At 57.9% G+C, this 24,219-nt stretch carries 18 protein-coding genes and 2 pseudogenes; 11 read left to right on the top strand and 9 right to left on the bottom strand.

Annotated features, from left to right (window positions below; genetic code table 11):
- Positions 1 to 155: 155 nt before the first annotated feature.
- A complete protein-coding gene (locus tag KGD89_RS17395; protein ID WP_307726243.1) occupies positions 156 to 503 on the bottom strand; it encodes a helix-turn-helix domain-containing protein in 348 nt (115 codons plus the stop codon).
- A gap of 54 nt (positions 504 to 557) precedes the next feature.
- Between KGD89_RS17395 and KGD89_RS26050 the strand changes: the two genes are divergently transcribed.
- Positions 558 to 896, top strand: coding sequence for a hypothetical protein (locus KGD89_RS26050; RefSeq protein ID WP_236250071.1), 339 nt, complete (start codon positions 558 to 560; stop codon positions 894 to 896).
- Between the two features lie 131 nt (positions 897 to 1,027).
- On the opposite strand, the gene KGD89_RS17385 is transcribed toward KGD89_RS26050, so the two are convergent.
- On the bottom strand, positions 1,028 to 2,233 hold the full coding sequence (locus tag KGD89_RS17385; RefSeq protein WP_025261044.1) for an MFS transporter: 1,206 nt from the start codon (positions 2,231 to 2,233) through the stop codon (positions 1,028 to 1,030).
- A gap of 111 nt (positions 2,234 to 2,344) precedes the next feature.
- Between KGD89_RS17385 and KGD89_RS17380 the strand changes: the two genes are divergently transcribed.
- The 5 genes from KGD89_RS17380 to KGD89_RS17360 all read left to right on the top strand — a co-directional run bounded on the left by KGD89_RS17380 (position 2,345) and on the right by KGD89_RS17360 (position 6,959).
- A complete protein-coding gene (locus tag KGD89_RS17380) occupies positions 2,345 to 2,986 on the top strand; it encodes a TetR/AcrR family transcriptional regulator (protein WP_025261043.1) in 642 nt (213 codons plus the stop codon).
- Positions 2,987 to 3,623: 637 nt separating this feature from the next.
- Complete coding sequence (locus tag KGD89_RS17375; protein WP_025261042.1) at positions 3,624 to 4,154, top strand: PAAR domain-containing protein; 531 nt, start codon at positions 3,624 to 3,626, stop codon at positions 4,152 to 4,154.
- A complete protein-coding gene (locus KGD89_RS17370) occupies positions 4,151 to 5,044 on the top strand; it encodes a hypothetical protein (protein ID WP_025261041.1) in 894 nt (297 codons plus the stop codon). The genes KGD89_RS17375 and KGD89_RS17370 overlap by 4 nt, the downstream gene beginning before the upstream one ends.
- A gap of 7 nt (positions 5,045 to 5,051) precedes the next feature.
- Positions 5,052 to 5,672, top strand: a complete 621-nt coding sequence (locus KGD89_RS17365) for a hypothetical protein (protein WP_025261040.1) — start codon at positions 5,052 to 5,054, stop codon at positions 5,670 to 5,672.
- Positions 5,673 to 5,879: 207 nt separating this feature from the next.
- The gene (locus KGD89_RS17360) at positions 5,880 to 6,959 is read left to right on the top strand and encodes a RelA/SpoT domain-containing protein (RefSeq protein ID WP_025261039.1); all 1,080 of its coding nucleotides are present in this window, start codon (positions 5,880 to 5,882) and stop codon (positions 6,957 to 6,959) included.
- 109 nt (positions 6,960 to 7,068) lie between these two features.
- On the opposite strand, the gene KGD89_RS17355 is transcribed toward KGD89_RS17360, so the two are convergent.
- From KGD89_RS17355 to KGD89_RS17345, 3 genes are all read right to left on the bottom strand, one after another.
- On the bottom strand, positions 7,069 to 8,409 hold the full coding sequence (locus tag KGD89_RS17355; RefSeq protein ID WP_025261038.1) for an HlyD family type I secretion periplasmic adaptor subunit: 1,341 nt from the start codon (positions 8,407 to 8,409) through the stop codon (positions 7,069 to 7,071).
- 11 nt (positions 8,410 to 8,420) lie between these two features.
- Positions 8,421 to 10,568: a type I secretion system permease/ATPase gene (locus KGD89_RS17350; RefSeq protein ID WP_025261037.1), complete on the bottom strand. Its 2,148-nt coding sequence runs from the start codon at positions 10,566 to 10,568 to the stop codon at positions 8,421 to 8,423.
- Between the two features lie 166 nt (positions 10,569 to 10,734).
- Positions 10,735 to 12,090 (bottom strand): TolC family outer membrane protein, encoded by a 1,356-nt coding sequence (locus KGD89_RS17345; RefSeq protein ID WP_025261036.1) that lies wholly within the window; start codon positions 12,088 to 12,090, stop codon positions 10,735 to 10,737.
- Between the two features lie 419 nt (positions 12,091 to 12,509).
- Here KGD89_RS17345 and KGD89_RS26470 point away from each other — a divergent pair.
- Positions 12,510 to 12,875: pseudogene (locus KGD89_RS26470) on the top strand (retention module-containing protein); the annotation flags it as partial.
- Between the two features lie 1,575 nt (positions 12,876 to 14,450).
- Positions 14,451 to 15,089: pseudogene (locus KGD89_RS26465) on the top strand (type I secretion C-terminal target domain-containing protein); the annotation flags it as partial.
- Between the two features lie 3 nt (positions 15,090 to 15,092).
- On the opposite strand, the gene KGD89_RS17335 reads toward KGD89_RS26465, so the two are convergent.
- Both KGD89_RS17335 and KGD89_RS17330 read right to left on the bottom strand, forming a co-directional pair.
- A complete protein-coding gene (locus KGD89_RS17335; protein WP_025261034.1) occupies positions 15,093 to 15,494 on the bottom strand; it encodes a YbaN family protein in 402 nt (133 codons plus the stop codon).
- Positions 15,495 to 15,504: 10 nt separating this feature from the next.
- Entirely contained in the window at positions 15,505 to 16,092 is a 588-nt protein-coding gene (locus tag KGD89_RS17330) for a UPF0149 family protein (RefSeq protein ID WP_025261033.1), read from the bottom strand.
- Positions 16,093 to 16,269: 177 nt separating this feature from the next.
- On the opposite strand from KGD89_RS17330, the gene recQ reads away from it, so the two are divergent.
- From recQ to KGD89_RS17315, 3 genes are all read left to right on the top strand, one after another.
- Entirely contained in the window at positions 16,270 to 18,399 is a 2,130-nt protein-coding gene (recQ, locus tag KGD89_RS17325; RefSeq protein WP_025261032.1) for a DNA helicase RecQ, read from the top strand.
- Between the two features lie 91 nt (positions 18,400 to 18,490).
- Positions 18,491 to 18,925 carry a MarR family transcriptional regulator gene (locus KGD89_RS17320; protein ID WP_025261031.1) on the top strand — a complete coding sequence of 145 codons (435 nt, stop codon included), beginning with the start codon at positions 18,491 to 18,493 and terminating at the stop codon, positions 18,923 to 18,925.
- Positions 18,926 to 19,009: 84 nt separating this feature from the next.
- The gene (locus KGD89_RS17315) at positions 19,010 to 21,184 is read left to right on the top strand and encodes a FimV/HubP family polar landmark protein (RefSeq protein ID WP_025261030.1); all 2,175 of its coding nucleotides are present in this window, start codon (positions 19,010 to 19,012) and stop codon (positions 21,182 to 21,184) included.
- A 62-nt stretch (positions 21,185 to 21,246) separates the two neighbouring features.
- Here KGD89_RS17315 and KGD89_RS17310 read toward each other — a convergent pair whose 3' ends face one another.
- Together KGD89_RS17310 and KGD89_RS17305 are read right to left on the bottom strand one after the other, a co-directional pair.
- Complete coding sequence (locus tag KGD89_RS17310) at positions 21,247 to 21,657, bottom strand: PA2817 family protein (protein ID WP_025261029.1); 411 nt, start codon at positions 21,655 to 21,657, stop codon at positions 21,247 to 21,249.
- Positions 21,658 to 21,732: 75 nt separating this feature from the next.
- A complete protein-coding gene (locus KGD89_RS17305) occupies positions 21,733 to 24,180 on the bottom strand; it encodes an acyl-CoA dehydrogenase (RefSeq protein ID WP_025261028.1) in 2,448 nt (815 codons plus the stop codon).
- Positions 24,181 to 24,219: the final 39 nt, after the last annotated feature.

Here is a 24,219-nt window from a genome sequence, read left to right as displayed (position 1 = left end):
TTCTATATTTTAAAGCGCGTTTGTCCTGAGTGGCACTTCGACGATCAGGCCGACCCCTTCGTAAAATCTACGTCTGACAATGATACCGGTCGCGGGCAAGCGAGCTCCTGCACGAGCATTCAAATCATTTTTTGATGAGAATCTGCTACTGACATTCATTCATCAGCTATCAACGTTTCTTCATATTCCCTTATGAACTGCGGCAGCTCATATCCCGTCACTTCACACAAATCCCGCAACTGGACAAGATCCAGCCGCCGCAATCCCTTTTCTACATCGCTCATAAACGACTGAGGCCGGCCAAGCGCCCGCGAGCACTCAGCTTGGGTGAGGTTGGCATTCTCTCTGACCGTCCTCAGCAGTTTGATCAGAACCTGATGTTCTCGTCGATAAAGTGCTCTTGCCATGACGCCGCTCTCGTTGAACAGCCTCATACGATATAACTGATTTTCAGATATTTGATATGCATAGATATCCTTGGCCGCAACCCCGAGCAAAGCCACCGCCTTGCCCGGCCCCCAAGAAATCCGGAAGCCCTATCTGAAAGGACACCCCCCATGAAAACCCGAATCCACCCCCGCAACCCCAGGCAATCATCACGCAATGCACGCCCACGCTTTCCCAGCCGCGCAGGATCTGCCCCGAAGACACCTTCGACTCAACTGCAAATCGTCAGCTCCATGTACGCCTACCTGATGACAAGCTGGGAAGAGTTGCCCGAGGAAAACAAGCGTGCCTTGGGCTTTGATTTTGTAGCGGGCAGCGAAGGGGAGGAGAAGGCGCTCAATCATCTGGCGCGGCTTTTTCTGGACTATGCCGATTTGTCATTTCGTCGGGCGTTGGTCGCTCGGCGCAGGCGGCTTGGGATTGATGAGACGAGCAGGGCTGTTGAGTGAGTGATGCTGCGCAGGCTCAAGCGCATTACTGAAGTCGATGCGCGTTTATGGCCGGAGCTGCCCCGGGCGAGGGCAGCCATCGGCCTGTGGTGTTGAAACGTCAGGTCATGCAGCGCAATGCCGCCTGCACATCAATGGCCGGCGACGATTTGGCCGGACTGTCTGTCACCGCCTGCAAAACCATGCACTCGCGCTCTCGATGCAATGGCCAGACTGAGCAGTAACAGCATCAGCAAGACCCAGGGGAAAGCACTTACGCCCCATTGGCCAAGCAAAACGCCACCCAGTAGCCCACCGCCTGCGATGGCGCTGTTCCAGACAACGACGTTCATGGACAGCGCAACGTCTGCGCCTTTACCGGCCGAGTCGGCGAGGGCAGTTTGCAGCAGCGTGGCGGCACCACCAAAGGTCAGGCCCCAGATGGCAACCCCGACGTAAATGGCCAGGGCAGAGCCTGAGAACAAGCCAAAGAAAACCGAAACCGCTGCAAAGGTTGCAAGGCTGGCCAATACGGTCTTGCGCAGATGGCGATCAACCAGTCGGCCCGTAACCCAGATGCCCACCAGCGCCGCGACCCCAAATGCCAGCAATACCAGATCAACGTCACTCGCCAACCCGGCCTCGGAAACAAAGGGCGCGACGTAGGTGTAGAGGATGTTGTGCGCCAGCATCCAGGTGAAGACGACGCCTAGCACCGAGCGCACGCCAGGCGTGAAAAAGACCTGACGCAGCGCCATACGCTGTGATGAGGATTGGCCTGGGTAGTCCGGCACCTTGATCAGCACCCAGACGATCAACAGCAGGGTCAGCCCGGACATCAAGCCAAACGCCATGCGCCAGCCCATGAAGCCACCCAGCCACGTTCCCAACGGCACGCCCAGCGATAAGGCGATGGGTGTGCCGACCATCGCGACTGCCAGTGCGCGCCCCTGCAATTGCGGGACAACCATGCGTCGTGCATACCCCGCGACAAGGCTCCAGGCCAGACCCGCCGAGACGCCCGCGAAGAACCTCGCGACCAGGGTCAGCCAGTAATTGGAAGACAATGCCGTGACGGAGTTGAAAACCAGAAAGCCGACAATCGTCATCAGCAAGACGGTTCTGCGACGCCAGCTTTGCGTGGCGATGGTCAGCGGAATGGCTGCCAGCAGCGACCCCAGTGCATAAACCGTCACCATCTGCCCGGCAAACGATGCCGAGACGCCCAGACCGCTGCCGATCTCGGGCAGCAAACCCGCAGGCAAGGTTTCGGTCACGATGCAGATAAACCCCGTCATCGCCAGTGCCAGTAATGCCCCAAGCGGAAGCCTGTCGCTTTGTTTCTCATGCGTAGTCATTCGATTTTTCCCACTAATATACTGATCGGTATAAATATAGGGTGTGAGCAGTCGGCTGGTCAATGACTTATGTATCGATTAGTATTTAAGTAATTCTGAAGGAGAACCGACATGGCACAGATGGGGCGTCCTCGCACCTTTGACCGCGACGAAGCAATCACTCAGGCACTGCATCTGTTTTGGGAGCATGGATACGACGCGACCTCCCTCAGCCAGCTCAAGGCGAATATTGGGGGAGGCATCACCGCCCCCAGTTTTTACGCGGCCTTTGGCTCGAAGCAGGCGCTGTTCAATGAGGTCATGGAGCGCTACCTCGCCACCCACGGCCGGGTTATGGACAGCCTTTTTGATACAAACCTGCCGCCCAGGGAAGCGATTGAACTCACCCTTCGCCGATCAGCGAAAATGCAATGCGAGCCCGATCATCCCAAGGGATGTCTGGTGGCGTTAGGCCTGATGAGCGCTTGCTCGGAAGAGAGCAAAGCCATCTCCGAGCCTCTTGCACGGGCGCGGAAGTTGAACCGTGCGGGTATTGCTGCTTGCATCGAACGCGCCATTGCAGCAGGCGAATTGCCTGTGACGGTGGTGCCGGAGACACTTGCCGCCGTGTTTGACAGTTTTCTCCTGGGCTTGTCGACACTGGCTCGGGATGGGGTGCCGTATGAGACGCTGGATGCTGCGGTTAGTCAGGTGATGGGGGTTTGGGATGGGTTGGGTGTTGTTGCTGGGGGCAATGAGCTGGAAATTTTATAGGTAATACCCATAGCCCAGCAGACTTAATACCTCTGTCTGAGATGCCTCTATGGGCTTCGACGACTGTGTTGAGCCTGGTTACACTGCTGCCGTCAAAGGTTTCGGCTCCATTCATCTCGACTGCAAAGGTTGTAAGGTTAATGCCAGACGCTAAGTTTCGAAGCGCCTTCCCTGTAAGACTCCTGGCCCTGTTTGTGAGTTGTATGGGATTGGGGGCAGTTACGACAGGGATCAAGATTATCGGAGGAGAGCCCGTGCTACGGCTCAGCCGGGCTCGGGCATTGAGTAATCTTCATGATCTGATAGGGCCTCAAGCATTGGCGGCGCTATGCTTGATTGCTGGTATGGGGTTTCTTTTGTTTTCTTTGAAGATATGGAATAGCGTCCGCTGATCGCGGCCACCTTGAGTGTATTAATCTTCGCGACCTCAGCGATGCTTAATTGCGGGTTTGATGATCAGCTATCTGCAACCAGCAAGTCTGCGATCCATTCAAAAAACTACAGCTATGGCGCAAATGGGCGCGCTAGAGCCATAGAGTGTGCTGACAATTCAAATGTCTCACATTGCCCATGCATGGTTGCGACCTGCCTTTTATGTAACACTTCAACTCGTGTGGATTGTACAAGGATGTTTCATATGTCAGGTAAACCAGCAGCTCGCATTACCGATCCAACCTCCTGCCCTCAGCCTGGACATGGAGTCAATCCAATTGCCTCGGGTTCTCCAGACGTCTTTTTCGATGGCCTGGCTGCCGCACGGCAAAATGACAAGAGTGCATGCGGTAGCCCTATTGTCGGAGACGTAGCTTCGACTGTTCTTATCAATGGCATGCCGGCAGCAACCGTCGGGAGTACTGGCGCTCATGGTAATAACGTCATCAGTGGGTCTGGCACCGTAATCATAGGTAACACCCATACCCCGGCAGATTTCATTCCTCCGTCTGCCATGCCTCTATGGGCTTTGGTATTCGATGAGCAGTTCCGGATCGTTGGTGATGACGGTCAGCCGTTGGCTAATGTTCCGTATCACATCAAGGATGAGTCAGGCAGGGTGTATACCGGCTTTTCAGATGAGTCGGGACGTACACCGAGAATCGTTACGAGCAAGGAGGAAATGCTGGAAATCACGACGGGAGTTGCTGCGCTCGAAAAGTGGGAGGATGCATGACAGAGTTCTCCTGCAAAGTACCTACAAACAAGGAAAGCGGTTCTGTAAGCAACGTGCCTGGCTATGCAATGCCTGCAAACATCCACCTTTTTGTCGTGGTGGATGAAATAGGCAAGGATGGTTTTCTAGTCCGAAAAATCTATTCGTCCCCGGACGACCCCCATCTCGTCGCAAAAAATCTACCCGCGTTTCAGATGCAACACGAAGTCTGGCCTGAAAAGTACGGCATGCGGCCTGTCGCGCCGAACTCAAGCGCCACCGTGGCCGAGCACGTATTCAGCAGCAAGAGATATCCATCAAGCTATCTTTCAACCAGCTCCGAGTTTCCAAGTGGTTCTCCAAGGTTCGATGGGAAGGTCGTCTACATCGATATTGAGAAAGCAAAGGCAGCTGGAGCGAAGCTGGTTACGACGGAGGAAATACTTAAGTCGTTAGAAGACTATAAAAAAGTAGCTCCGAAGAATGCAGCAAGAATTGATCAAATCGCAAGCTGGGTCAAGGATATCGACAAGGAAGTATTGGTTCAGGCGGAGAAGGTGCCAGCAAGCGCAATATTCACTCCAAAGTCCCACGCAGTAACCAGTGCGTTGATGAATGGGGCGAAAGTCGTAAGGGTGTTTGCTATCGGATTTACTGCGTATGATTTGAAATTGGCTGCGGATGAGTCAATAAAACAGTCCAGCGTAAAGCCTATAACTGTCGAGGTTGTCAAACAGGCGGGCGGTTGGGGTGGAGCGATGGCTGGCGCAAGAGTTGGAATTGTTGCCGGAGCTGCGGTTGGTATAGAGACAGGGCCAGGCGCTTTTGTAAGTGGGGCAGTTGGCGGAATCATATTTGGCATTGCAGGTTACCTGGGAGCTACCTGGCTGACTGACTACCTTCAGGAGTAAGAGTGGTATGAGTTTTTTTAATCGCGTAAAAAGTCTTTTTAAACGTACTCCTGATGAGCAAGTACTGGGCTATTCCGTTTCAGAACTAAAATCTATTTTCGGTAAGGTATTGACTGAGGATGCGGGAGGATCCTCTGATTATCCAGCTCATACGTTGCTGGTTTCAGCAGGAATACAAGCGTATTACTCCAGTTTTGTCATGGATAAGGCAGATGTTGGAGAACTGCAAGAACTCATTGATGAGCGTTTTTTGAAGGTTGATGAAAGAATCTTCAATGAGCTGCTTGTAACGCGCTATCAGCATCAGATCTCGAAAGATGAACTCATTTTTTCTGTTTCGTACAAAGAGTTCAACGTGGCAACGATTCGGCTCGCTACGAACAGTGTCGAGTTATTGCGTCTGATAAAGGAAAAGAAATTTGCTGTTCCTCCGCCGTGGATAGCCTTTGAAGATTATGAGGCGTCTTGGTGGGGTGGCGATATGCAGGGTGCTCAAGGCTTGTACAACGATAATTATTTTTTTTCGTTTTTTTCAGCCCTGAGTGCAGCAGAAAGGGGTGAGTATTATTTAAGGTACTCTGCATCTGATGAGTGGGTTAAGAGTTTAGAGTCGATACTGGATCTTTAAAAGTATGAGGGCTTATACTCAGATTCTTGTAGTCTCTGGGGCAAGCTGCTGCTATTGAGCCGTAACCACTTGGTCATGTAGTGGTAAATATTTGGAGTGGTTGATTTTTATAGTTGACTACTAATAGTGGTTTGATATTTGTTTGGCTGTGTCTGGTGGTTGGCTGCATGGTTCTATAATTTTGTTTTTCAAAAGGAAGTGAAGTTTATGAAGCCTCAAGATAGTAAAGAGTTTTATGAGTGTTATAAGACTAGCAAGGTGGAGCTTACGCGGTGTGGATTAGAGGTTTCTGTTCTTTCAAGAATATATGAGGATTATGAGCGGCAGGTTCCGTATCTTGAACAAACAGCAACATCTCTTGCCGCGGTTATACAGAAGATACCTGGTGTTCATTCTGTTCGGTGGAGAGTAAAAGAAGCATCGCACGTAATCTCAAAAATAATAAGAAAGCATAGTGAAGGAAGCAAGAAGTACAGAGATATAGATTCTTCTAATTACACCTCGATTATTCATGATCTTGTTGGTTTGCGAGCTTTGCATTTGTATAAAAGCAGCATGCTGTCTATAGATGAGGAGGTCAGGAAGGCGTTAGATGTATTTGAAGGTCCAACTGCTTATGTTCGACAAGGTGATTCTGTCTGTGCTATCGAGGATAAAGGGTTTGTAATTAAAGAGCATGATGATGCTTACAGGTCGGTGCATTATATAATCCAGTCTGCGCCATTTAAGGGTAAGGTATATTCCGAATTGCAGGTTAGAACTATATTTGAAGAGGGGTGGGCTGAAATTGATCACGATATTAGATATCCAAATTACAGCGATAATGTACTGGTTAAGCAGTTTTTAGGGATTTTTAATCGGCTCTGTGGTGGTGCCGACGAAATGGGGGATTTCGTTAAGACGCTTACCATTGCTCTGTCTGCTGAAAAGGCTGATACTTACGAGCCTGTAGAAGAAGCCTCAAGCCAGATTTCAGCTCTTAAAGAGAATATATCTAAGTTAAACTCTCTGGTGGACTCTCCAGAGCAGCGTAATGTTTTATGTGATCTGGAGCGAAATTTGAAAGAGTTAGAGTCACATTACTCTCAGGCGCTGGCAGTATCGCAAAAAGCAGTCAATGACTCCTATAAAGGGCTTGGAGGCTGGGGTTTGGCTGCGCGTTTAGTTTCGGATATTATGACTGCGTCAGCGGCTGCGGAGAAAATAAAACAATCTCAATATAATATCGTCGATATGGGTGCGGCAGTGACTCTAAAAAGTTTGTCGGACGGAAGTGACGATAAATGAATTTTCTATTTAATAGTGTCGCTTTGGATGGTCGCTGTAAAAAATCTGGATGTCAGTAGTTGACATGCAAGAGTGAAGCATTCGGGGACGAGTCGGGTTAGACATTAGCCTACCTCTCCCTCAACGCCTCACTCCCCCCCTTAAGCACCGGCTTCAACAAATAATCCATCACGCTCTTCTCCCCGGTAATAATATCCACCGTCGCCACCATCCCCGGAATGATCAGCAGCGGTCGATCATCCCCGCCCAGATGATTTCTGTCGGTCCGTACCTGTATCAGATAAAAACTATTCCCCTTGTCGTCCGTAACCGTATCCGCCCCGATCATCTCCAGTCTGGCAGGCAGCCCGCCGTAAATCGTGTAGTCATAGGCGCTGAATTTGACCATCGCTTTCTGCCCCGGATGCAGGAAGGCGACGTCTTGTGGACGCACTCGGGCTTCGATGAGCAGGTTGTCTTCCAGGGGGACGATTTCCAGCAGGTCGCTGCCGGGTTGGACGACGCCGCCGATGGTGTTGATCTTGAGGGTCTTGACGATGCCGCGTACCGGGGAGGTGACGGTGGTGCGGGTCATGCGGTCGTCGATGGCGATGCGGTTGGCGCTGATTTTGGCGAGGTCGGCGCGTTTTTCGTTGAGTTCGTGGGAGGCTTCGCTGCGGAAGGTCAGTTCCGATTCCTGGATTCTGCTTCTTGTTTCGTTGATGGCGGCTTCTGCGCGGGGGATGGCCAGGGTGTTGGCGTTCATCGAGCCGCGCATTTCCACGGCGTTGCGTTTGAGGCGCAGGATTTCCACGGGCGAGACGGCGCCTGAGCCCACCAGCGGTATCGACATGTCCAGTTCCTGCTGCACCAGCGCAAGGCTGTTGCGGAACTGTTCCTGGCGGGAGCGAAACTCGGCCAGTTCCTGAGTCTTTTGCCTGAGTTGTTCGTTGAGGGTGCGTTGCTCTCCGTCCAGTCGTCGCTGGCGGGACTCATAGAGCGCACGTTCATCGGCGGCCACTTGCGGGGCTTTGTCGAGCAGTTCCTGGGGCAGGAGCAAGGGTCGTCCTTCGGCTTCGGCGGCCAGGCGTTCGACCTGGGCGGTGAGGGTCAGGCGGTCGACTTCGCTTTCTCCCCGGTTGGACAGAAAGCGGGTGTCGTCCAGGCGCAGCAGGGTGTCGCCCTTGTTTACCACCTGGCCTTCGCGCACGAATATCTCGGTGACGATGCCGCCTTCCAGGTTCTGGATCACCTGGACCTTGCTGGATGGAATGGCTTTGCCTTCGCCGGTGGTGACTTCCTGCAGCACGGCATAGTGTGCCCAGATCAGCGCAGTCAGGATCAGCGCGGTGGCGATCCAGACCGTCAGGCGTTGGGAGTCCGATGAGTCTTGCAGCAGGGCGCTGTTGCGTTCGTTCATGAACGCGAGTTCGGGCCTGAAGCGGCGGCGCAATCCGTAGGTGACTGACATGATGGTGCTCCTCAAACAGGGGCTGGGCCGGCCTGGCCCTTGCGCAGCGCTTCGATCACGGCAGCTTTGGGGCCGTCGGCCATCAGCTTGCCGTTGTCCAGAACCAGCAGACGGTCCACCAGGCTCAGCATCGACATGCGGTGGGTGACCAGCAGCAGGGTTTTGCCGGGCATCAGTTGATGCAGGTGTTGGCGCAGGATGTCTTCGCTGGCGTTGTCCATGTGGCTGGTGGGTTCGTCCAGCAGCATGATCGGCGGGTCTCGCAACAGCGCCCGGGCCAGCAACACGGCTTGGCGCTGACCACCGGACAGCAACTGGCCACGCTCGCCCACGGGGCGGTCGAAGCCCTGAGGATGTTTGAGGGCCAGTTCGTCGACACCGGTAAGGCGTGCGACTTCCAGCATGCGGGCCTCGCTGGTGTTGCGGGCGCCGAGGGTCAGGTTGTCGCGCAGGCTGCCGGCCAGCAGCGGCATGTCATGGGCGACGTAGCCGATCTGTTGGCGCAGGGCGGTAATTTCGAGTTGCCGCAGGTCGAGGCTGTCCAGCAGCAACTGGCCTTCGTCGGGGGTATAGAAGCCCATTAGCAGGCGTGCGAGTGTGCTTTTGCCCGAGCCGCTGCGACCAATGATGCCGATCCGCTCGCCCGGTTCGACACTGAAGCTGATGCCGTGCAGTGCCGCTGCGCCTTGCTGGCCATAGGCGAAGCTGACGTTGCTGGCAGTCACCGCACCCTTGAGGGGCGGGCATTGCAGTGGTCGCTGGTGGATATCTCGCTCTTGGGGCAAGGCCATCAGGGTGTCTGTGCTTTTCAGGGTCAGTTGCGCTTGTTGATAGCGGGTGATCAGCCCGGCGATCTGACCCAGCGGTGCCAGCACACGGCTGCCCAGCATGTAGGTGGCAACCAGTGCGCCGACGCTCAGGTTGCCGGCGATGATGCTGTAGACCCCGGCGACGATGGTCGCCATGCCGCAGAACTGCTGGATGAACAAGGTGCTGTTGCTGGCCAGTGCGGCCAGATGCCGGGCGTGGTTGTCCAGGCGGGTGAGGGCGCCGTGGGTGCTTTCCCATTGATGCTGGCGTTCACCTTCTGCATTGCAGGCCTTGAGGGTTTCCAGGCCGCCGAGGGTTTCCACCAACAAGGCCTGCCGCGCTGCGCCCAGGCTCAGGCTTTTTTGTACGGTGTCGCGCAGCAGCACCTGGATGGTCCAGGCCAGTGCCACGGTCAGCGGGAAGGCGATAATCGGGATCAGCACCAGCCAGCCGCCCAGCAGGCCGATGACACCGAGCATCAGCAGCGCGAAGGGCAGGTCGATCAGGCTGGTGAGGGTGACGGCGGTCAGAAACTCCCGAAGCCCCTGAAAGTCATGAATGCTCTGGGCAAAACCGCCCACCGTGGCCGGGCGGTTTTTCAGGTGCATGCCGATGATGCGTTCAAACAGGGTCGCGGACAGAATCAGGTCGGTCTTGCTGCCGGCCCGATCCAGCAGGCGCGCGCGGATCAGGCGCAATCCCAGTTCGAACAGGGTGCCGACCAGCAGCCCGATTGCCAGTACCCACAAGGTCGCGGTGGCCTGATTGGGCACGACGCGGTCGTAGGTCTGCATGACGAACAGAGGCACCATCAGGCCCAGCAGGTTGATCAACAGGCTGGCAAGCATGGCATCGCTGTAGAGCCCGCGAGACAGTTTGAGGGTGTCGCGAAACCAGGTCTTGACCCTCGGCAGCAGCGGGGCGCGCAGTTGCTCCAGTTCATGCAGCGGGCGTGCGAACAGGGCTTGGCCGGTGTAGTGACGGGCCAGTTCTTCCCGGCTGATCCACTGCTCGCCGCCTTCGTTTTCGCTGGGCAGGATCAGCGCTTGTCCGTCATCGCCCCAGCGGCTCAGGACGGCGCAGCGCTGATGGTCGAGCAACAGCAGGACCGGCAGGTTCAGGCTGTCGATGGCGTTCAGTTCGCGTCGCAACCAGCGAGCCTGCAATCCGGCATTGGCGGCGGCCCGAGGCAGTTGCGCAGTGCTCAAGCGCTGCCGGGCCAGCGGCAGCCCGGCACTCAGGCTGGCGCGGCTGGTGGTGCAGCCATGCAGGTTGCAGAGGATCAGCAGGCCATCGAGCAAGGGATCGTCATCGTTCGGCACAGGGTCGAGGGCGGCGGACAGTTCCATACGATTCACAGGGGGGAGCTCCCATAGAACAGATGATTCAACGTGTGGGAGGCAGCTTGCTGGCGACTTCAGCGTACAGACGCATAATATCTGCCGGTTCACAGGCCTTTTCGCCAGCAAGCTGCCTCCCACAAAACGGGTCGGCTTTAATCCGGAGTGGTTTTATTTATTTCAGCGACGGCAAACGCGCCTGGTTTTCCACTTCGTTCAGCGCCACCGCTTCGGCTGGCAGCACCACACGCTGTTTGCGCAGCAGTTCTCCTTCACTGGCCAGGACGCGGTACATGGCCAGTTCTTCGGTGTAGCGCACTTCGGTGTAGCGGCGGCTGGCGTTGTAGAGTTCGTTTTCGCTGTCCAGCAGGTCGAGCAGGGTGCGTTGGCCCAGGCCGAACTGGTCCTGGTACGCGGCGCGCACGCGGGTGGTGGAGGTCACGTAGTCTCGGGCAATCGGGGTTTGCAGGCGGGCGTTGTCCATGGCGTTCCAGGCCAGCGACATGTTTTCGTTGAGCATGCGCAAGGCGTTGTTGCGGATGTCCAGGGCCTGGCCGGTCTTGTAGGCGTTGGAGCGCAGGCGCGACTTGTCCCGGTTGCCGTTGAACAGGTTGTAATTCATCACCACGGCGGCCCGCCATTCCTTGTCGTGGCCTTCCTCGCCTTGCAGGTTGTCATTGGCGCCCACGGCCAGTTCCGCATCGAAGCGCGGGTAGAAGGGCGCCTTCGAGCTTTCATACTGTTTCTCGGCGGCCTGCACATCGGCCTGGGCCGATTTCAGATAGGGGTTGTTGAGCAGCATGCTCTGCTGGGCATCGGACAGGCTCAGCGGGACCTCGCCCTTGATGGACGGCGGGGTTTCCAGTTCGTCCGGCAGGCGGCCCACGGCACTGGCAAAGCTGGCTTCGGCATCCGCCAGTTCCACCTGAGCGGTATGGAAGTTGTTCTGCGCCAGCGCCCGGCGAGCCAGGGACTGGTCGCGATCCGCTGCGCTGCCCACGCCACGTTCGCTGCGCAGGGTGATCTGGTCATTGATGCGCAAGTGTGCCTGCAGGTTGTTGCGGGCCAGGGTCAGCAATTCACGGCACTTGAGCACGTCGAGATAAACCTCGATGGCGCGCAGGGCCAGGCTCTGGGAAGTGCCTTGCACGTAATAGGCACGGGAGTTGACCACCGCCTGGGTGCGGCCCACTTCGTTGGGGGTATTGAAGCCGTCGAACAGCAACTGGCGCAGGCGCAGTTCGGACTGGGTGTAATTGAGGATCTGCGAGTCATGGCCGTAAAGGGCGCGGGTGCTGGGGCTGTCGGTCTTCTGCCGACCATAGGTGGCCACCACATCCACGGTGGGCAGGTAGCCGCCTTTGGCGACGTTCAACTCTTCACCGGCAGACAGTCTTTCGTTCTTGCTGGCCTGGATTTCCGGGTGATGGTCCAGGGTGTTCTGGATCGCTTCGGTCAATGTAATGGCTTGCGCTTGCGCACAGGCCACCGCAAGCACGACGGCGCTGTAAAGCGGGGTCAAATCGCGCATGAATACGTCTCCCTTCGTAAAAGTGTTCTGCGGGTCAATAAAATGACTTTTTCGTGCAGTCAGCCGTGTCAGGCTTGTAACAACACAGCTAAGAACAACTTTTGAGAAAGCTCAGACGTTTATTTCATATGCCTTATGCCGAAAAAAACTTATGCAGTTTTCCGAATTGCGACGATGGTTGTTTTTGTCAGGCCCTTTTATTCAGCCACTTAAATGCGATTTTTTAGATTTTTTGGCTTTCGACGGAATTATGTCGGCATGTGAAGCGCATGAAATTGCATGTGAAAACAACAGATTGATCAGGTGACGATTTTTTGTCGCGAAAAGGTTGTCGGGGTTTTATCTGTTGCAGGGGCGAGCCAATTCAAGAGCAGATCCGAGGGTTCTCGGGCTCGATCGTTACGAAAAAGGGAGGGAATATGGCCAGGTTGATCAGTACGGTACGACAAGCGGTGGGCGATGTTGTAGCAGTGTCGAGCAGTGGTACTCAGCGGGTGTTGAGTGAAGGCGATCGAGTGTTTGCAGGTGAGCAACTACAGACCGGTACAACAGGCGCGATTGTCGTGCAGCTTGAGGGCGGCGGTGAGCTGACGCTGGGGCGCGAAAGCCGTCTTTCGCTTGAGCCATCGCTGCTCGACGGCCAGCCCGCCCATGTGGAAACCCTCGACCCGCTGACCCCGACCCTCGGGCTGCTGGCGGCTGTCGAGCAGGCCACAGGGCTGGAGGCAGAGCCTGTGCAGAGCGGCGATGAAGTGGTTAGCGCAGAGGGCGGCGGGCACAGCGCCGTGATCCTCAGTGAAACGGGCGCAGAAGTGACGCCTGTCACAGGCTTTGCGACTGAGGGGCTGATCATGGTCCCGCTGTTTCCCGAGGGGCAGGCCGAATTCTTGCGTGGCGTGGCAAGCGATCCGCCCGGCGCGGTGGTGATACCGCCGATTGTGGAACCGCCCATCACCGAGCCGCCGGTCGTGGAGCCACCTGTCGAACCGCCCATTGATCCGCCCGTTGAGCCCCCCGTGGATCATTGCGTCAAGGTGTCGTGCAGCGCGCTCACATTCAATGAAGCCAACCTGTGTGGCGGTTCGCAGCCCGATGCCGGAAAGCTGACTCAGCAGGGTACGTTCACGGTCAGTGCGCCGGACGGGCTGCAATCCCTGACGGTCGGTGGTATCGAGGTGGTGGTTGCCGGTGTCGTGATGGGTTTTCCCCTGTCTGCCCTTACCGCTCTGGGCAACAGCCTCAGTATTACGGGTTACGATCCGCAGAGCGGGGTGGTCAGTTATAGCTACACCTTGCTCGACTCGCTGGAACACCCTGAAGGCGAGGGGGCCAATAGTATCGGTGAGCAGATCGAGGTGATCGCCATGGACCGGGACGGTGATTCAGGTTCGGCCCATCTGGATATTTCCATCATCGACGATGTGCCGATGGCTGCCGATATCGAACTGTCGGTGCCGTGCCCGCCGCCTGGCTGCGAGGTCGCGCCGAGTCGGGTGGTCAGTGGCAGCCTGCTGACTGGCGGGACGTTTGGCGCTGATGGCGGGTTCGTCAAATCCATCACGCTGGAAGGCGTGACTTACCTCCATGATCAAAGCGGCATTCGGGTTGTGGACGAAACAGGTTGTGGCGGCTCAAGGCTGGTTGGTTTCGATCCGGTCACCCACGAACTCACCCTGCTCAGCAGCACGGGCGGGACGTTGCTGGTGAACATGGACAGCGGCGCTTTCAGTTACACGCCGGGTGCTGTGGATAGCCCCATGACCGAGCAGATCGGTTTTGTGCTCAGCGACAATGACGGTGATCTGTCCGGCGCTGATCTGTCGATCCATGTTCCGGCGTGGCAGGGACCGCAAGCGGTGGCCGACCACATCATCACCAATATCCTGGCACCCTGTATCGAGGTGCCCGGTGCAGTGTTGCTGGTCAATGATCGCTCGCCCCAGGGTGACTCGCTGAGCGCAACGCCGACGGTTTTCCATACCGGCTGGCGTGCGCCCGGAACGGATTTCACGGCCTGTATGCCCGGCACCATCGAGTTCAAGGGGATTCGGGACAAGGTCGAGAATCAGGTTCGGGACCTGAACCGCAGCGACTTTTACGTCAATAGCGCCGTGACCGCGACCGTGCTGCTCAATGGTTATCTGGGGGCCTGGCAGATCGATACCTATAACCACCAGGACATCCTCAATATCGAACTCAAGGCCGGTGAAACCCTGACCGTCGATACCCGCTATCTGTCCGATCAGATCGGGCTGGCCTGGAAAATGGATAACGGCGAGTTTCAACCTCTGGACGCGAGCGGCACCATCACTGCCACAGAGGACAATGTCTATCGCCTGATCCTGATTCATCAGCCTGATCCAGGCGTGGTCAACAAAGGGCTGACCTATCAGATTGGCCTGACCATCGACTACAGCGCCGTCGATACCACGCCCACTTATCACGGCACTTACACCGCCAGCGATGCCCATGGCGGCAGTGATGTCGCGCCGGTCAGCATCCGTTATCAGCAAGGGCATTCTCTGGTCGGTACTGATGGCGATGATGTGTTGCTGGCAGGCGGCGCAAATGACTGCTTGTACGGCGGCGATGGCAACGATCTGCTGATTGGCGGTGCTGGAAACGACACGCTGACCGGTGGCGCAGGTCAGGACACCTTCATGTGGCTGGCGGGAGATACCGGGCATGATCGGGTTGTCGATTTCACCTTTGGTGCCGACAAGCTCGATCTGTCGCAGCTATTGCAGGGCGTGGGCGATTCGCTGGATGACTACCTGCACTTCAAGGTGTCGGGCAGCGGGGTAAACCTGGTGTCGAGCATCGAGGTGGGTGCCAGCGGCGGTGCATCAAGCCAGACCATCGACCTGGCGGGTATCGACCTGGCAGGGCATTACGGGGTGACCACTGGAACCGGCGGCTGGGTTGCCAGTGGCGCGGACACGGCTTCGATCATCAACGGCATGCTGGGGGATCATTCCCTCAAGGTCGATACGGTCTGAGGCTCAAGGTTTGTGCAGGGTTTTCTGGCGAAGGATATAGATCGTCACCAGCACTGCGCAGGCCAGCATGAAGCCGCGAGCCCAGGGCAGGGGCACCAGATAGCAGGACAGGCTGATGCTGGCCCACATCAGGCCGATGGCGTAGACCTTGCCCTTGAGGGGAATGCCGTTGCCCGCCAGATAATCACGAATCCACGGGCCGAGCCGTTTGTGATTGACCAGCCAGTTGTAGAAGCGGGGTGAGCTGCGGGCGAAACAGGCAGCAGCCAGCAGCAGGAAAGGCGTGGTGGGCAGCACCGGCAGGAAAATCCCGATGACACCCAGGCCTACGCTTGTCCAGCCGACAGCTACTAACAGATAGCGCACTAACCGGTGGCGGCTGGTGCGCGGCAGGTCGTGCGCCATAGGCGCCGACTCAGTGGTGACGAGGCTTGAGGATCGCCGGTTTTTCGTCCGGAGCCTGGCACAGCAGGTACAGCGCGGTTAGGGCTTCGGGGATCTGAACGATCATGTCGTCCATCAGGTTGGCGTCCGAGGCGATGTCGGAAAACTCCGGTTGTTCGTCGAACAGGCCCGAACCGACCATGATCGGCAACAGCATTTCGCTGACTTCTTCTTCGGCGCTCTCGAACCAGGCGTTTTCACGCAGGAACACACCTTCCATGAAGCCGATGCACCAGCCGCGCAGATCGGAATCGTCCGGCTCGTCGCCCAGATCCAGGTCGCATGGCAGTTCAAATTCTTCGTCGGAAGCCAGTTGGCGGGCGATATGCGCCTGCAGCAGGCTCAGGGTGGTTTCGATTTCGACGCGCTGGGCTTCGCTGGCGTAATGCGGCGGTTCTGAGAACAGCGCATCGATCCACTCGCGCTCCGGAACCTGCTCGGAACAGATGGAAATGGCGGTCAGATAGCCATGAGCGGCCACGTAGTCCAGTGCTTCTTCATGCAGTTCATCTGCATCGAGGAAGACTTGCAGGCGGGTGAGTTGCTCAGCGAAGGACATGGACGGACTACCTTGGAAAGAAAACAATGCTGAATTCTAGGCCCTGCGCGTCCGGGGCGCCAGCGTAGAGGTCGATCACAGTTAATTTTGACCACTCATGTCCCGGTCATCCTTTGCCGTTGATCGCTCGGGTATACTGCCGGGCTTTGCAGTGCAGCAGGACAATCTGGGGTTTTTATGCTCGAACAGGCACAACGCGTACTTAAAGACATCTTCGGCTACGACAGTTTTCGTGGCCGTCAGGGTGCCATTATTGAGCGCGTGGCCAGCGGTGGCGATGCATTGGTTCTGATGCCGACCGGTGGTGGCAAGTCCTTGTGTTTTCAGGTTCCGGGCCTGTTGCGTGATGGTTTGTGCGTGGTGGTTTCACCACTGATTGCCCTGATGGAAGATCAGGTCTCGACCCTTGATGAGCTGGGGGTTTCGGCTGCTTCGCTGAACTCGACCCTGAGCCCCGAACAGCAGCGCGATCTGGCCAACCGGATCCGCCTGGGCGAGGTCAAGATGCTCTATCTCGCGCCTGAGCGTCTGGTTCAGCCGCGCATGCTGGCGTTTCTGCAGAATCTGCAGATTGCCCTGTTCGCCATCGACGAGGCGCACTGCGTTTCTCAATGGGGTCATGACTTCCGGCCTGAATACCTGCAACTGGGGCAACTGGCCGAGCTGTTTCCGAATGTGCCGCGCATCGCCCTGACGGCAACCGCCGACAAGCGGACCCGTGAAGAAATCGTTACGCGCCTGCACCTGCAGAACGCCGAGCGTTTCCTGTCCAGCTTCGACCGGCCCAACATTTTCTACCGCATCGTGCCCAAGGAGCAGCCACGCAAACAGTTGCTGGCGTTTCTGTCCGAGCGGCGCAGCGATGCCGGGATCGTCTACTGTCTGTCGCGCAAGAAAGTCGACGAAGTGGCGGTGTTTCTCAGTGATAACGGCTACCCGGCGCTGCCTTACCATGCCGGTCTGCCCGCCGAGACTCGTGCCCATAACCAGAAACGCTTCCTTAATGAGGAAGGCCTGATCATGGTTGCCACCATTGCCTTCGGCATGGGGATCGACAAACCCAACGTGCGTTTTGTCGCCCACATGGATTTGCCCAAGTCCCTTGAGGCGTATTACCAGGAAACCGGTCGCGCCGGCCGTGACGGCCTGCCCGCCGATGCCTGGATGGCCTACGGGCTGCAAGACGTGCTGATGCTCAAGCAGATGTTGCAGAACTCCGAAGGCGACGAGCGCCACAAGCGTCTGGAGCAGCACAAGCTCGATGCCATGCTGGCGCTGTGCGAAGAAACCCGCTGCCGCCGCCAGACGCTGCTGGCCTATTTCGATGAAGACATGCCCAACCCGTGCGGCCATTGCGACAACTGTGTCGACGGCGTGCAGACCTGGGATGCCACCGAGCCTGCGCGTCAGGCCCTGTCGGCGATCTACCGCACCGGCCAGCGTTACGGTGTGGGCCATCTGGTGGACGTTCTGCTGGGCAAGTCCAACGACAAAGTGGAGAGTTTCGGTCATCAGCACCTTTCGGTATTTGGCGTCGGCAAGGCGCGTTCCGAAGGCGAATGGCGTTCCCTGTTCCGGCAACTGGTGGCCCGCGGGCTGGCGGATATCGATCTGGAAGGCTACGGCGGCCTGCGCCTGAGCGACACGTGCCGCCCGCTGTTGCGAGGCGAGGTCACGCTGGAACTGCGTCGCGACCTGAAACCCCAGACCACTTCCAAAGGCAGCTCCGGCAGCCCGGCCAGTCAACTGGTGCGTGGCGAAGAGCGCGAACAGTGGGAAGCCCTGCGTGCCTTGCGTCGCAAGCTGGCCGAAGAGCATGGCGTGCCGCCTTATGTCATCTTCCCCGATTCGACCCTGCTGGAAATGCTGCGCAGCAAGCCTGAAACCATGTCCCAGATGGCCCGGGTCAGCGGCGTTGGTGCCCGCAAGCTGGAGCGTTATGGCGAAGCGTTTCTTGAAGTGCTGGGCGGGGCGGCAGAAGCGCCTCGCGTGGTGGCTGATGTGCGTCACGAACTGATCAGCCTGGCTCGCGCCGGCATGACTCCCGCGCAGATCGCCGGGCAATTGCAGTGCTCGGAAAAGAACGTCTACACCATGCTCGCCGAAGCCATCGGCAAGCAGCAGTTGTCACTGGAACAGGCTCTGGATCTGCCCGAAGACCTGCTGGGCGAAGTTCAGGATGCCTTCCTCGATGGCGAAGGCGAACTGCCTGCCGTTGCGGAAATCGCCGGGATGTTCACCGGACGAGTCCCCGAAGGTGTCCTGTATTGCGTAAGGGCAGCCTTGCAGTCCGAATTCGAGATGTAACGCTCACGATGAAACATCACAGTGTCATGCTTGCCTGAATATCTGGAGCATGATTAGCTCGCTAATAATTAGTTTTAGATATGAGTTTTTTATGCCGCTGACTGATGAACATCGTTTCGGGATGCAACTGGCGCATCTCACCCGAGGCTGGCGCGCCGAACTGGACCGCCGCCTCGCCGACCTGGGGCTGTCCCAGGCGCGCTGGCTGGTCCTGCTGCATCTGGCGCGTCATGAAGAGCCGCCGACCCAGCGCGAACTGGCCCAGAGCATCGGCGTCGAAGGCCCGACCCTGGCGCGTCTGCTCGACAGCCTTGAAGCTCAGCAACTGGTGCAGCGTCAGGCTGTTCTCGAAGACCGCCGCGCCAAGAAAATCGTCCTCAGTGATGCGGCACGTCCCCTGATCGAGAAGATCGAAACCATCGCCAATGCGTTGCGTATCGAGCTGTTCGAAGGGGTGAGCGAAGAAGAGCTGCGAGTGTGCATGAGCGTGCACGCACGGATTCTGGCCAATCTGGAAAGATCCTGAGGCGAGGCCACGGGTTCTCGCTCATACTGCTGACGGACAGTGAAGTCCATTACCGATTACGCCAAGCTTTCCATAAGGGTTCGCATGCTGAAGAGTTCTCAGGCTGTTTTCGAGAGTGCCGGTGGCACGCAGCGCAAGGTTGCAACCAGTGTTCACAAGAGCCTGCTGGCTGCCTCTCTGGTCGTGTCGTCGCTGTGTTATTCGACACTCGCTTCGGCTCTGGGGCTGGGCGATATCACTCTGCATTCGGCCTTGAACCAGCCACTCGATGCCGAGATCGCGCTGCTGGAAACCGGCGGCCTGGGACCTGAAGATGTCGTTGCCAAGCTGGCCTCGGCCGAAGCCTTCGCCAAGGCCGATGTCGAACGCTCGTTCTTCCTCAATGACCTGCGCTTTACCCCGGTCATTCGTGGTAATCGCGGCGTGATTCGCGTGGTATCGAGCAAGCCTGTCACCGAACCCTACCTGAACTTCATGGTGCAACTGGCCAGACCCAACGGCGATCAGTTGCGCACTTATACCTTGCTGCTCGACCCGGCTACTACGCCTGAAGGGCAGGCCGCGATCCGCAGCCGGAAACAGGAACGCGCCGCCCAGCCAGCGCCCGAGACGCGCATGCCGGTTGCGCCACCTGCTGCCCGGGAAGGCAAACGTTACACCGTGGCCGAAGGCGATACGCTCAATGGCATCGCCCGGCAGGTTCAAGAGCCTCAGGGCAAGGTGTCTGCAAGCCAGTTGGCCGAGGGGATCCGCGCACTCAATCCGCAGACCTTTGCCAGTGGCGCGAACGCTGCCTTGAAGGTCGGTCAGGTGTTGCTGCTGCCGGATGCTGCGGCAGTGCCGACTGGCGCCGCAGCCGCCCCGGTGGCAAAGACCGCACCGACCGACGCCCAGGCTGTCGAGGCCCAGCGGACTGCCGATCAACTGGCCGCGGCAGCCATTGAGAGTCAGCAGTTGAACAGGGCCGTGGAAGACCTCAAGGTCACGACCCAGGAACTGCAAGCACAGTTGGCAGGCAAGGACAAACAGATCACGGCCCTGCGCACTGAACTGGCACAGGTCCAGACCAGACCAGCGGCCAATCCGGCTGTTGCTCCGGCTGCGCCCGTACCTGTGGCAGCGCAACCCGTGCAGAGCGATTCCTTCATCAGTTGGCCTCTGTTGCTGGGGGCGGTCGTTATCGTCCTGCTCCTGCTGGCATTTGCCTATTCAAAACGCCGTCATCAGGCCAGGAAAGACCTGGAGCCCATCGTGGCACCGGAAGAGCCGCTGATCAAACCCGCCCAGTCGACCATCCTCCCGGTCTTCGAGGTGCCGACCATTGCCGAGCCGCAACCGGTTGCTGCTCCTGCGCCGGCGATCAAGGCACCTGTTGCGCCACGTCTTGCGGGCGCCGCCCCGGATGCGCTGGATGGCGTCAGCATCTATATCGCCTATGGACGGTTCAGCGAGGCATTGGGCATCCTGCGTGATGCTCTGGTCAAACAGCCGGAGCGTGAAGATATCCGCATCAGAATGCTTGAGCTGCTGGCCGAGCAGGGCGATGTTGCCGGCTTCGCCAGGGAAGAAGAGGCAGCTCTGCGACATGGTGTCGATGCCGAGAAAATCCAGGAAATTCATGCGCGTTATCCGCAAATGAAAGTCAGCGAGCCACCTGCTGTTACGGCAGCGGTCATAGCCGCCGTCTCTGCGCCGCTGATTCTTGAAAAATCGTCACAGCCCGAAGCGCCAGCGGCCCAGCTCGACGAAACAGCAGCCGCTGCGCTCAACCCTGAGCAGATCGACGAGTTCCAGTTGAACCTGGATGACCTGTCGATGGATGCCAACTGGGATCTGGTCGATCCTTTCGATGCTCCACCGACCCGTAGCAAAGCGGCCGCGCCGGCAGAACCTGCCGCCCCGGAAGTTGATCCGGCCTTCGCCTCGAACCTCACCCAGTTACCTGAAGTGTTCGAGCTGCCTGAAGATCAGTTCCTCAGTGATTACGCTGAGCCTGAAGTCATCGAGCCGATTGAAGTCATCGAACCGGCCGATAGCGACGCCCTGAGCGACGAGTTTCTCGATAGCTTCATGGACGACGATTCGGAATTCGACCTGCTGGATCTGGACGAAGCCCCCTTGACTCGCATCAACGAGGCTCAGGTGCTGATCGATGAGGGCGATATGGAAGCAGCGCGGGAAATATTGCTGCAGGTCATTGAAGAGTCCGACGAGCAGCACAAACAGATGGCGCGGGAGTTGTTGGCGGGGATCAGCTGATCGTTATTCGCGAATGAATTCGCTCCTATACCGTAAGCGAATTTATTCGCGAAAAGCATTACTCAATGCTTGCTGCTTTGCTCCGACATCGCCAGCAGTTGTTTTTCCTGGTTCCAGTCAAAAGGCTCGTCATTCTGTTCGGCTTCGTAACGGCGCTCTTCGAGTGCCTGATACATGTCGATTTCGTCGTCCGGCATGAAATGCAGGCAATCACCCGCGAAGAACCAGAGCAGGTCGCGGGGCACCAGATGGGCAATCTGCGGGTAGCGCTGGATCACCTGGCAGATGATGTCCTGACCCAGATACTGACTTTCGATAGGGTCTTGGGGCAGAAGCGTGATCAACTCGTCGAAGCGTTCCAGGAACAGCGCATGGCTTTCCTCGGGAACCTGGTCGGCCTCGCCCAGCGCGACCAGAATACTGCGCAGGTGCGTCAGCAGGCTGAGATGGTGGTCGAGAGTGGCGTCGGCCATGATGTGATCCTCAAAGACAAAAACGAGCGCGAGAGTATAAGGCTCTGCGCGCTCGCTGTGCTAATGCACTGATGCTTATCGAGTCTTGCCCGGTGCCAGCGTCAATTGCTCCTTGTCGAAATCATCCACGTCGATCACCTTGCGGCGTGCGGCCTCTGCAGTCTTCAGGCTTTGTGCTTCGCTGGGCATCAGGACGCCAAGGCGCAGGGCGGCATCGATGATGTTTTCGCCCGGCTCAGGCTTGACCTGTCCACTCTTGACCGCCTTTTGCAGCTTTTTGTGCAGCGGTTGGGCTTCGCTCAGCAAGTCGCAGGCCTGTTGCAGTGCTGCGACCGGATCACCTTCCGCCTGTGGGCGATAGCAACCGGCCAGAAGCTCTTCCAGCGTAGCGTCACCCTTGGCGCGGCCCAGCACTTGCGCGACTTCGGCACCCAGTTTGTCCGACGGACCTTTGTGGCGACGGCCGAACGGGAAGATCACCACTCGCAGCAGGCCGCCCAGCAGACGGTTGGGGAAGTTGCTCAGCAACTCGTCCAGTGCCCGCTCGGATTGCCCCAGACTTTCTTCCATGGCCCAGCGCAGCAGGGGACGCAGATGCTCTGGCGAATGCTGGTCGTAATAGCGCTTGAGTGCGGCCGAACCCAGGTACAGATGGCTCAGCACATCACCCAATCGGGCCGACAGGCGTTCACGACGTTTCAGCTCGCCGCCCAGCAACATCATGCTCAAGTCCGCCAGCAGGGCGAAGGCAGCGGCCTGACGGTTGAGTGCGCGGAAATAACCCTGGCTCAGGCTGTCGCCCGGTGCCCGCTCGAAATGGCCGAGGCCCAGATTGAGCACCAGGGTGCTGGCCGCGTTGCTCACCGCAAAGCCGATGTGCTTGAGCAGCAGGGTGTCGAACTCGGCCAGGGCGTTATCCTTGTCTTCGCGACCAGCCAGGGCCATTTCCTTGAGGACGAACGGATGGCAGCGAATCGCGCCCTGACCGAAGATCATCAGGTTACGGGAAAGGATGTTGGCGCCTTCCACGGTGATGAAGATCGGCGCACCTTGCCAGTTGCGGCCCAGGTAGTTGTTCGGCCCCATGATAATGCCCTTGCCGCCATGGACGTCCATGGAGTGGCTGATGCATTCGCGGCCGCGTTCGGTCAGGTGATATTTGAGGATCGCTGACAGGACCGAGGGTTTTTCTCCCAGGTCCACCGCATTGGCGGTCAGGATCCGGGCGCTGTCCATCAGCCAGGCATTGCCGCCGATACGTGCCAGTGCTTCCTGAATACCCTCGAAGGCCGACAGCGGAACATTGAACTGCTCTCGCACCTGCGCGTACTGGCCGGTCACCAGACTGGTGTATTTGGCGGCACCGGTGCCCACGGCCGGCAGCGAGATCGAACGGCCCACCGAAAGGCAGTTCATCAGCATCATCCAGCCTTTGCCAAGCATTTCCTGACCACCGATCAGGTAGCTCAGGGGGATGAACACATCCTTGCCGGAGTTGGGGCCGTTCATGAAGGCCGCGCCCAACGGCAGGTGGCGGCGGCCGATTTCCACGCCCGGTGTGTCGGTGGGGATCAGGGCCAGGCTGATGCCCAGGTCTTCTTCGTCGCCCAACAGATGTTCCGGGTCATGGGCCTTGAAAGCCAGACCCAGCAACGTCGCTACCGGGCCAAGGGTGATGTAGCGTTTTTCCCAATTCAGTCGCAGGCCTATCACTTCCTCACCTTGCCACTGGCCTTTGCAGATGATGCCGGTGTCGGGCATCGCGCCAGCATCGGAGCCGGCCAGCGGGCCGGTCAGGGCGAAGCAGGGGATATCCTCGCCACGGGCCAGACGCGGGAGGTAATAATTGCGTTGTTCGTCGGTGCCGTAATGCAGCAGCAGTTCAGCCGGGCCCAGGGAGTTGGGGACCATGACCGTGGACGCCAGGTCGCCGCTGCGGGTGGCCAGTTTCATGGCGACCTGGGAGTGGGCGTAGGCCGAGAAGCCCTTGCCGCCGTATTCCTTGGGGATAATCAGCGCAAAGAAGCCATGTTCCTTGATATGCGCCCAGGCTTCAGGTGGCAGGTCCATGGCCTGGCCGATTTCCCAGTCGCTGACCATGGCGCAGAGTTCTTCGGTCGGGCCGTCGATGAAGGCCTGTTCTTCTTCGGTCAGGCGAGCCTTGGGATAAGCCAGCAGCTTGTCCCAGTCCGGACGGCCACTGAACAGTTCGCCGTCCCACCAGACGGTTCCGGCGTCGATGGCATCGCGCTCGGTCTCCGACATGGGCGGCAACACTTTCTGGAACCAGGCGAACATCGGCGCCGTGAAATACCTGCGTCGCAGATCCGGCAGTGCCAGTGGCAACATGACCGCCAGCCAGAGCACCCAGAAGACTGTCAGCAGCCAGCCCGGTGCATGGCTGAAAATACCCATCGCCAGCAGGTAGACCGCCACGATGCCCAGTGCAGGCAGCGGTTCGGTACGTCGATGGGCCAGCCATGCAATGCCGACCACCAGAACAACAATCCACAGCAACAGCATAAGTATTCCCCCGTGATGACATTGGCTTCTGGCAAAGGC

The organism is Pseudomonas cichorii, assembly GCF_018343775.1.
GTDB lineage: Bacteria > Pseudomonadota > Gammaproteobacteria > Pseudomonadales > Pseudomonadaceae > Aquipseudomonas > Aquipseudomonas cichorii.
This window is presented reverse-complemented; position numbering and strand designations above follow the sequence as displayed.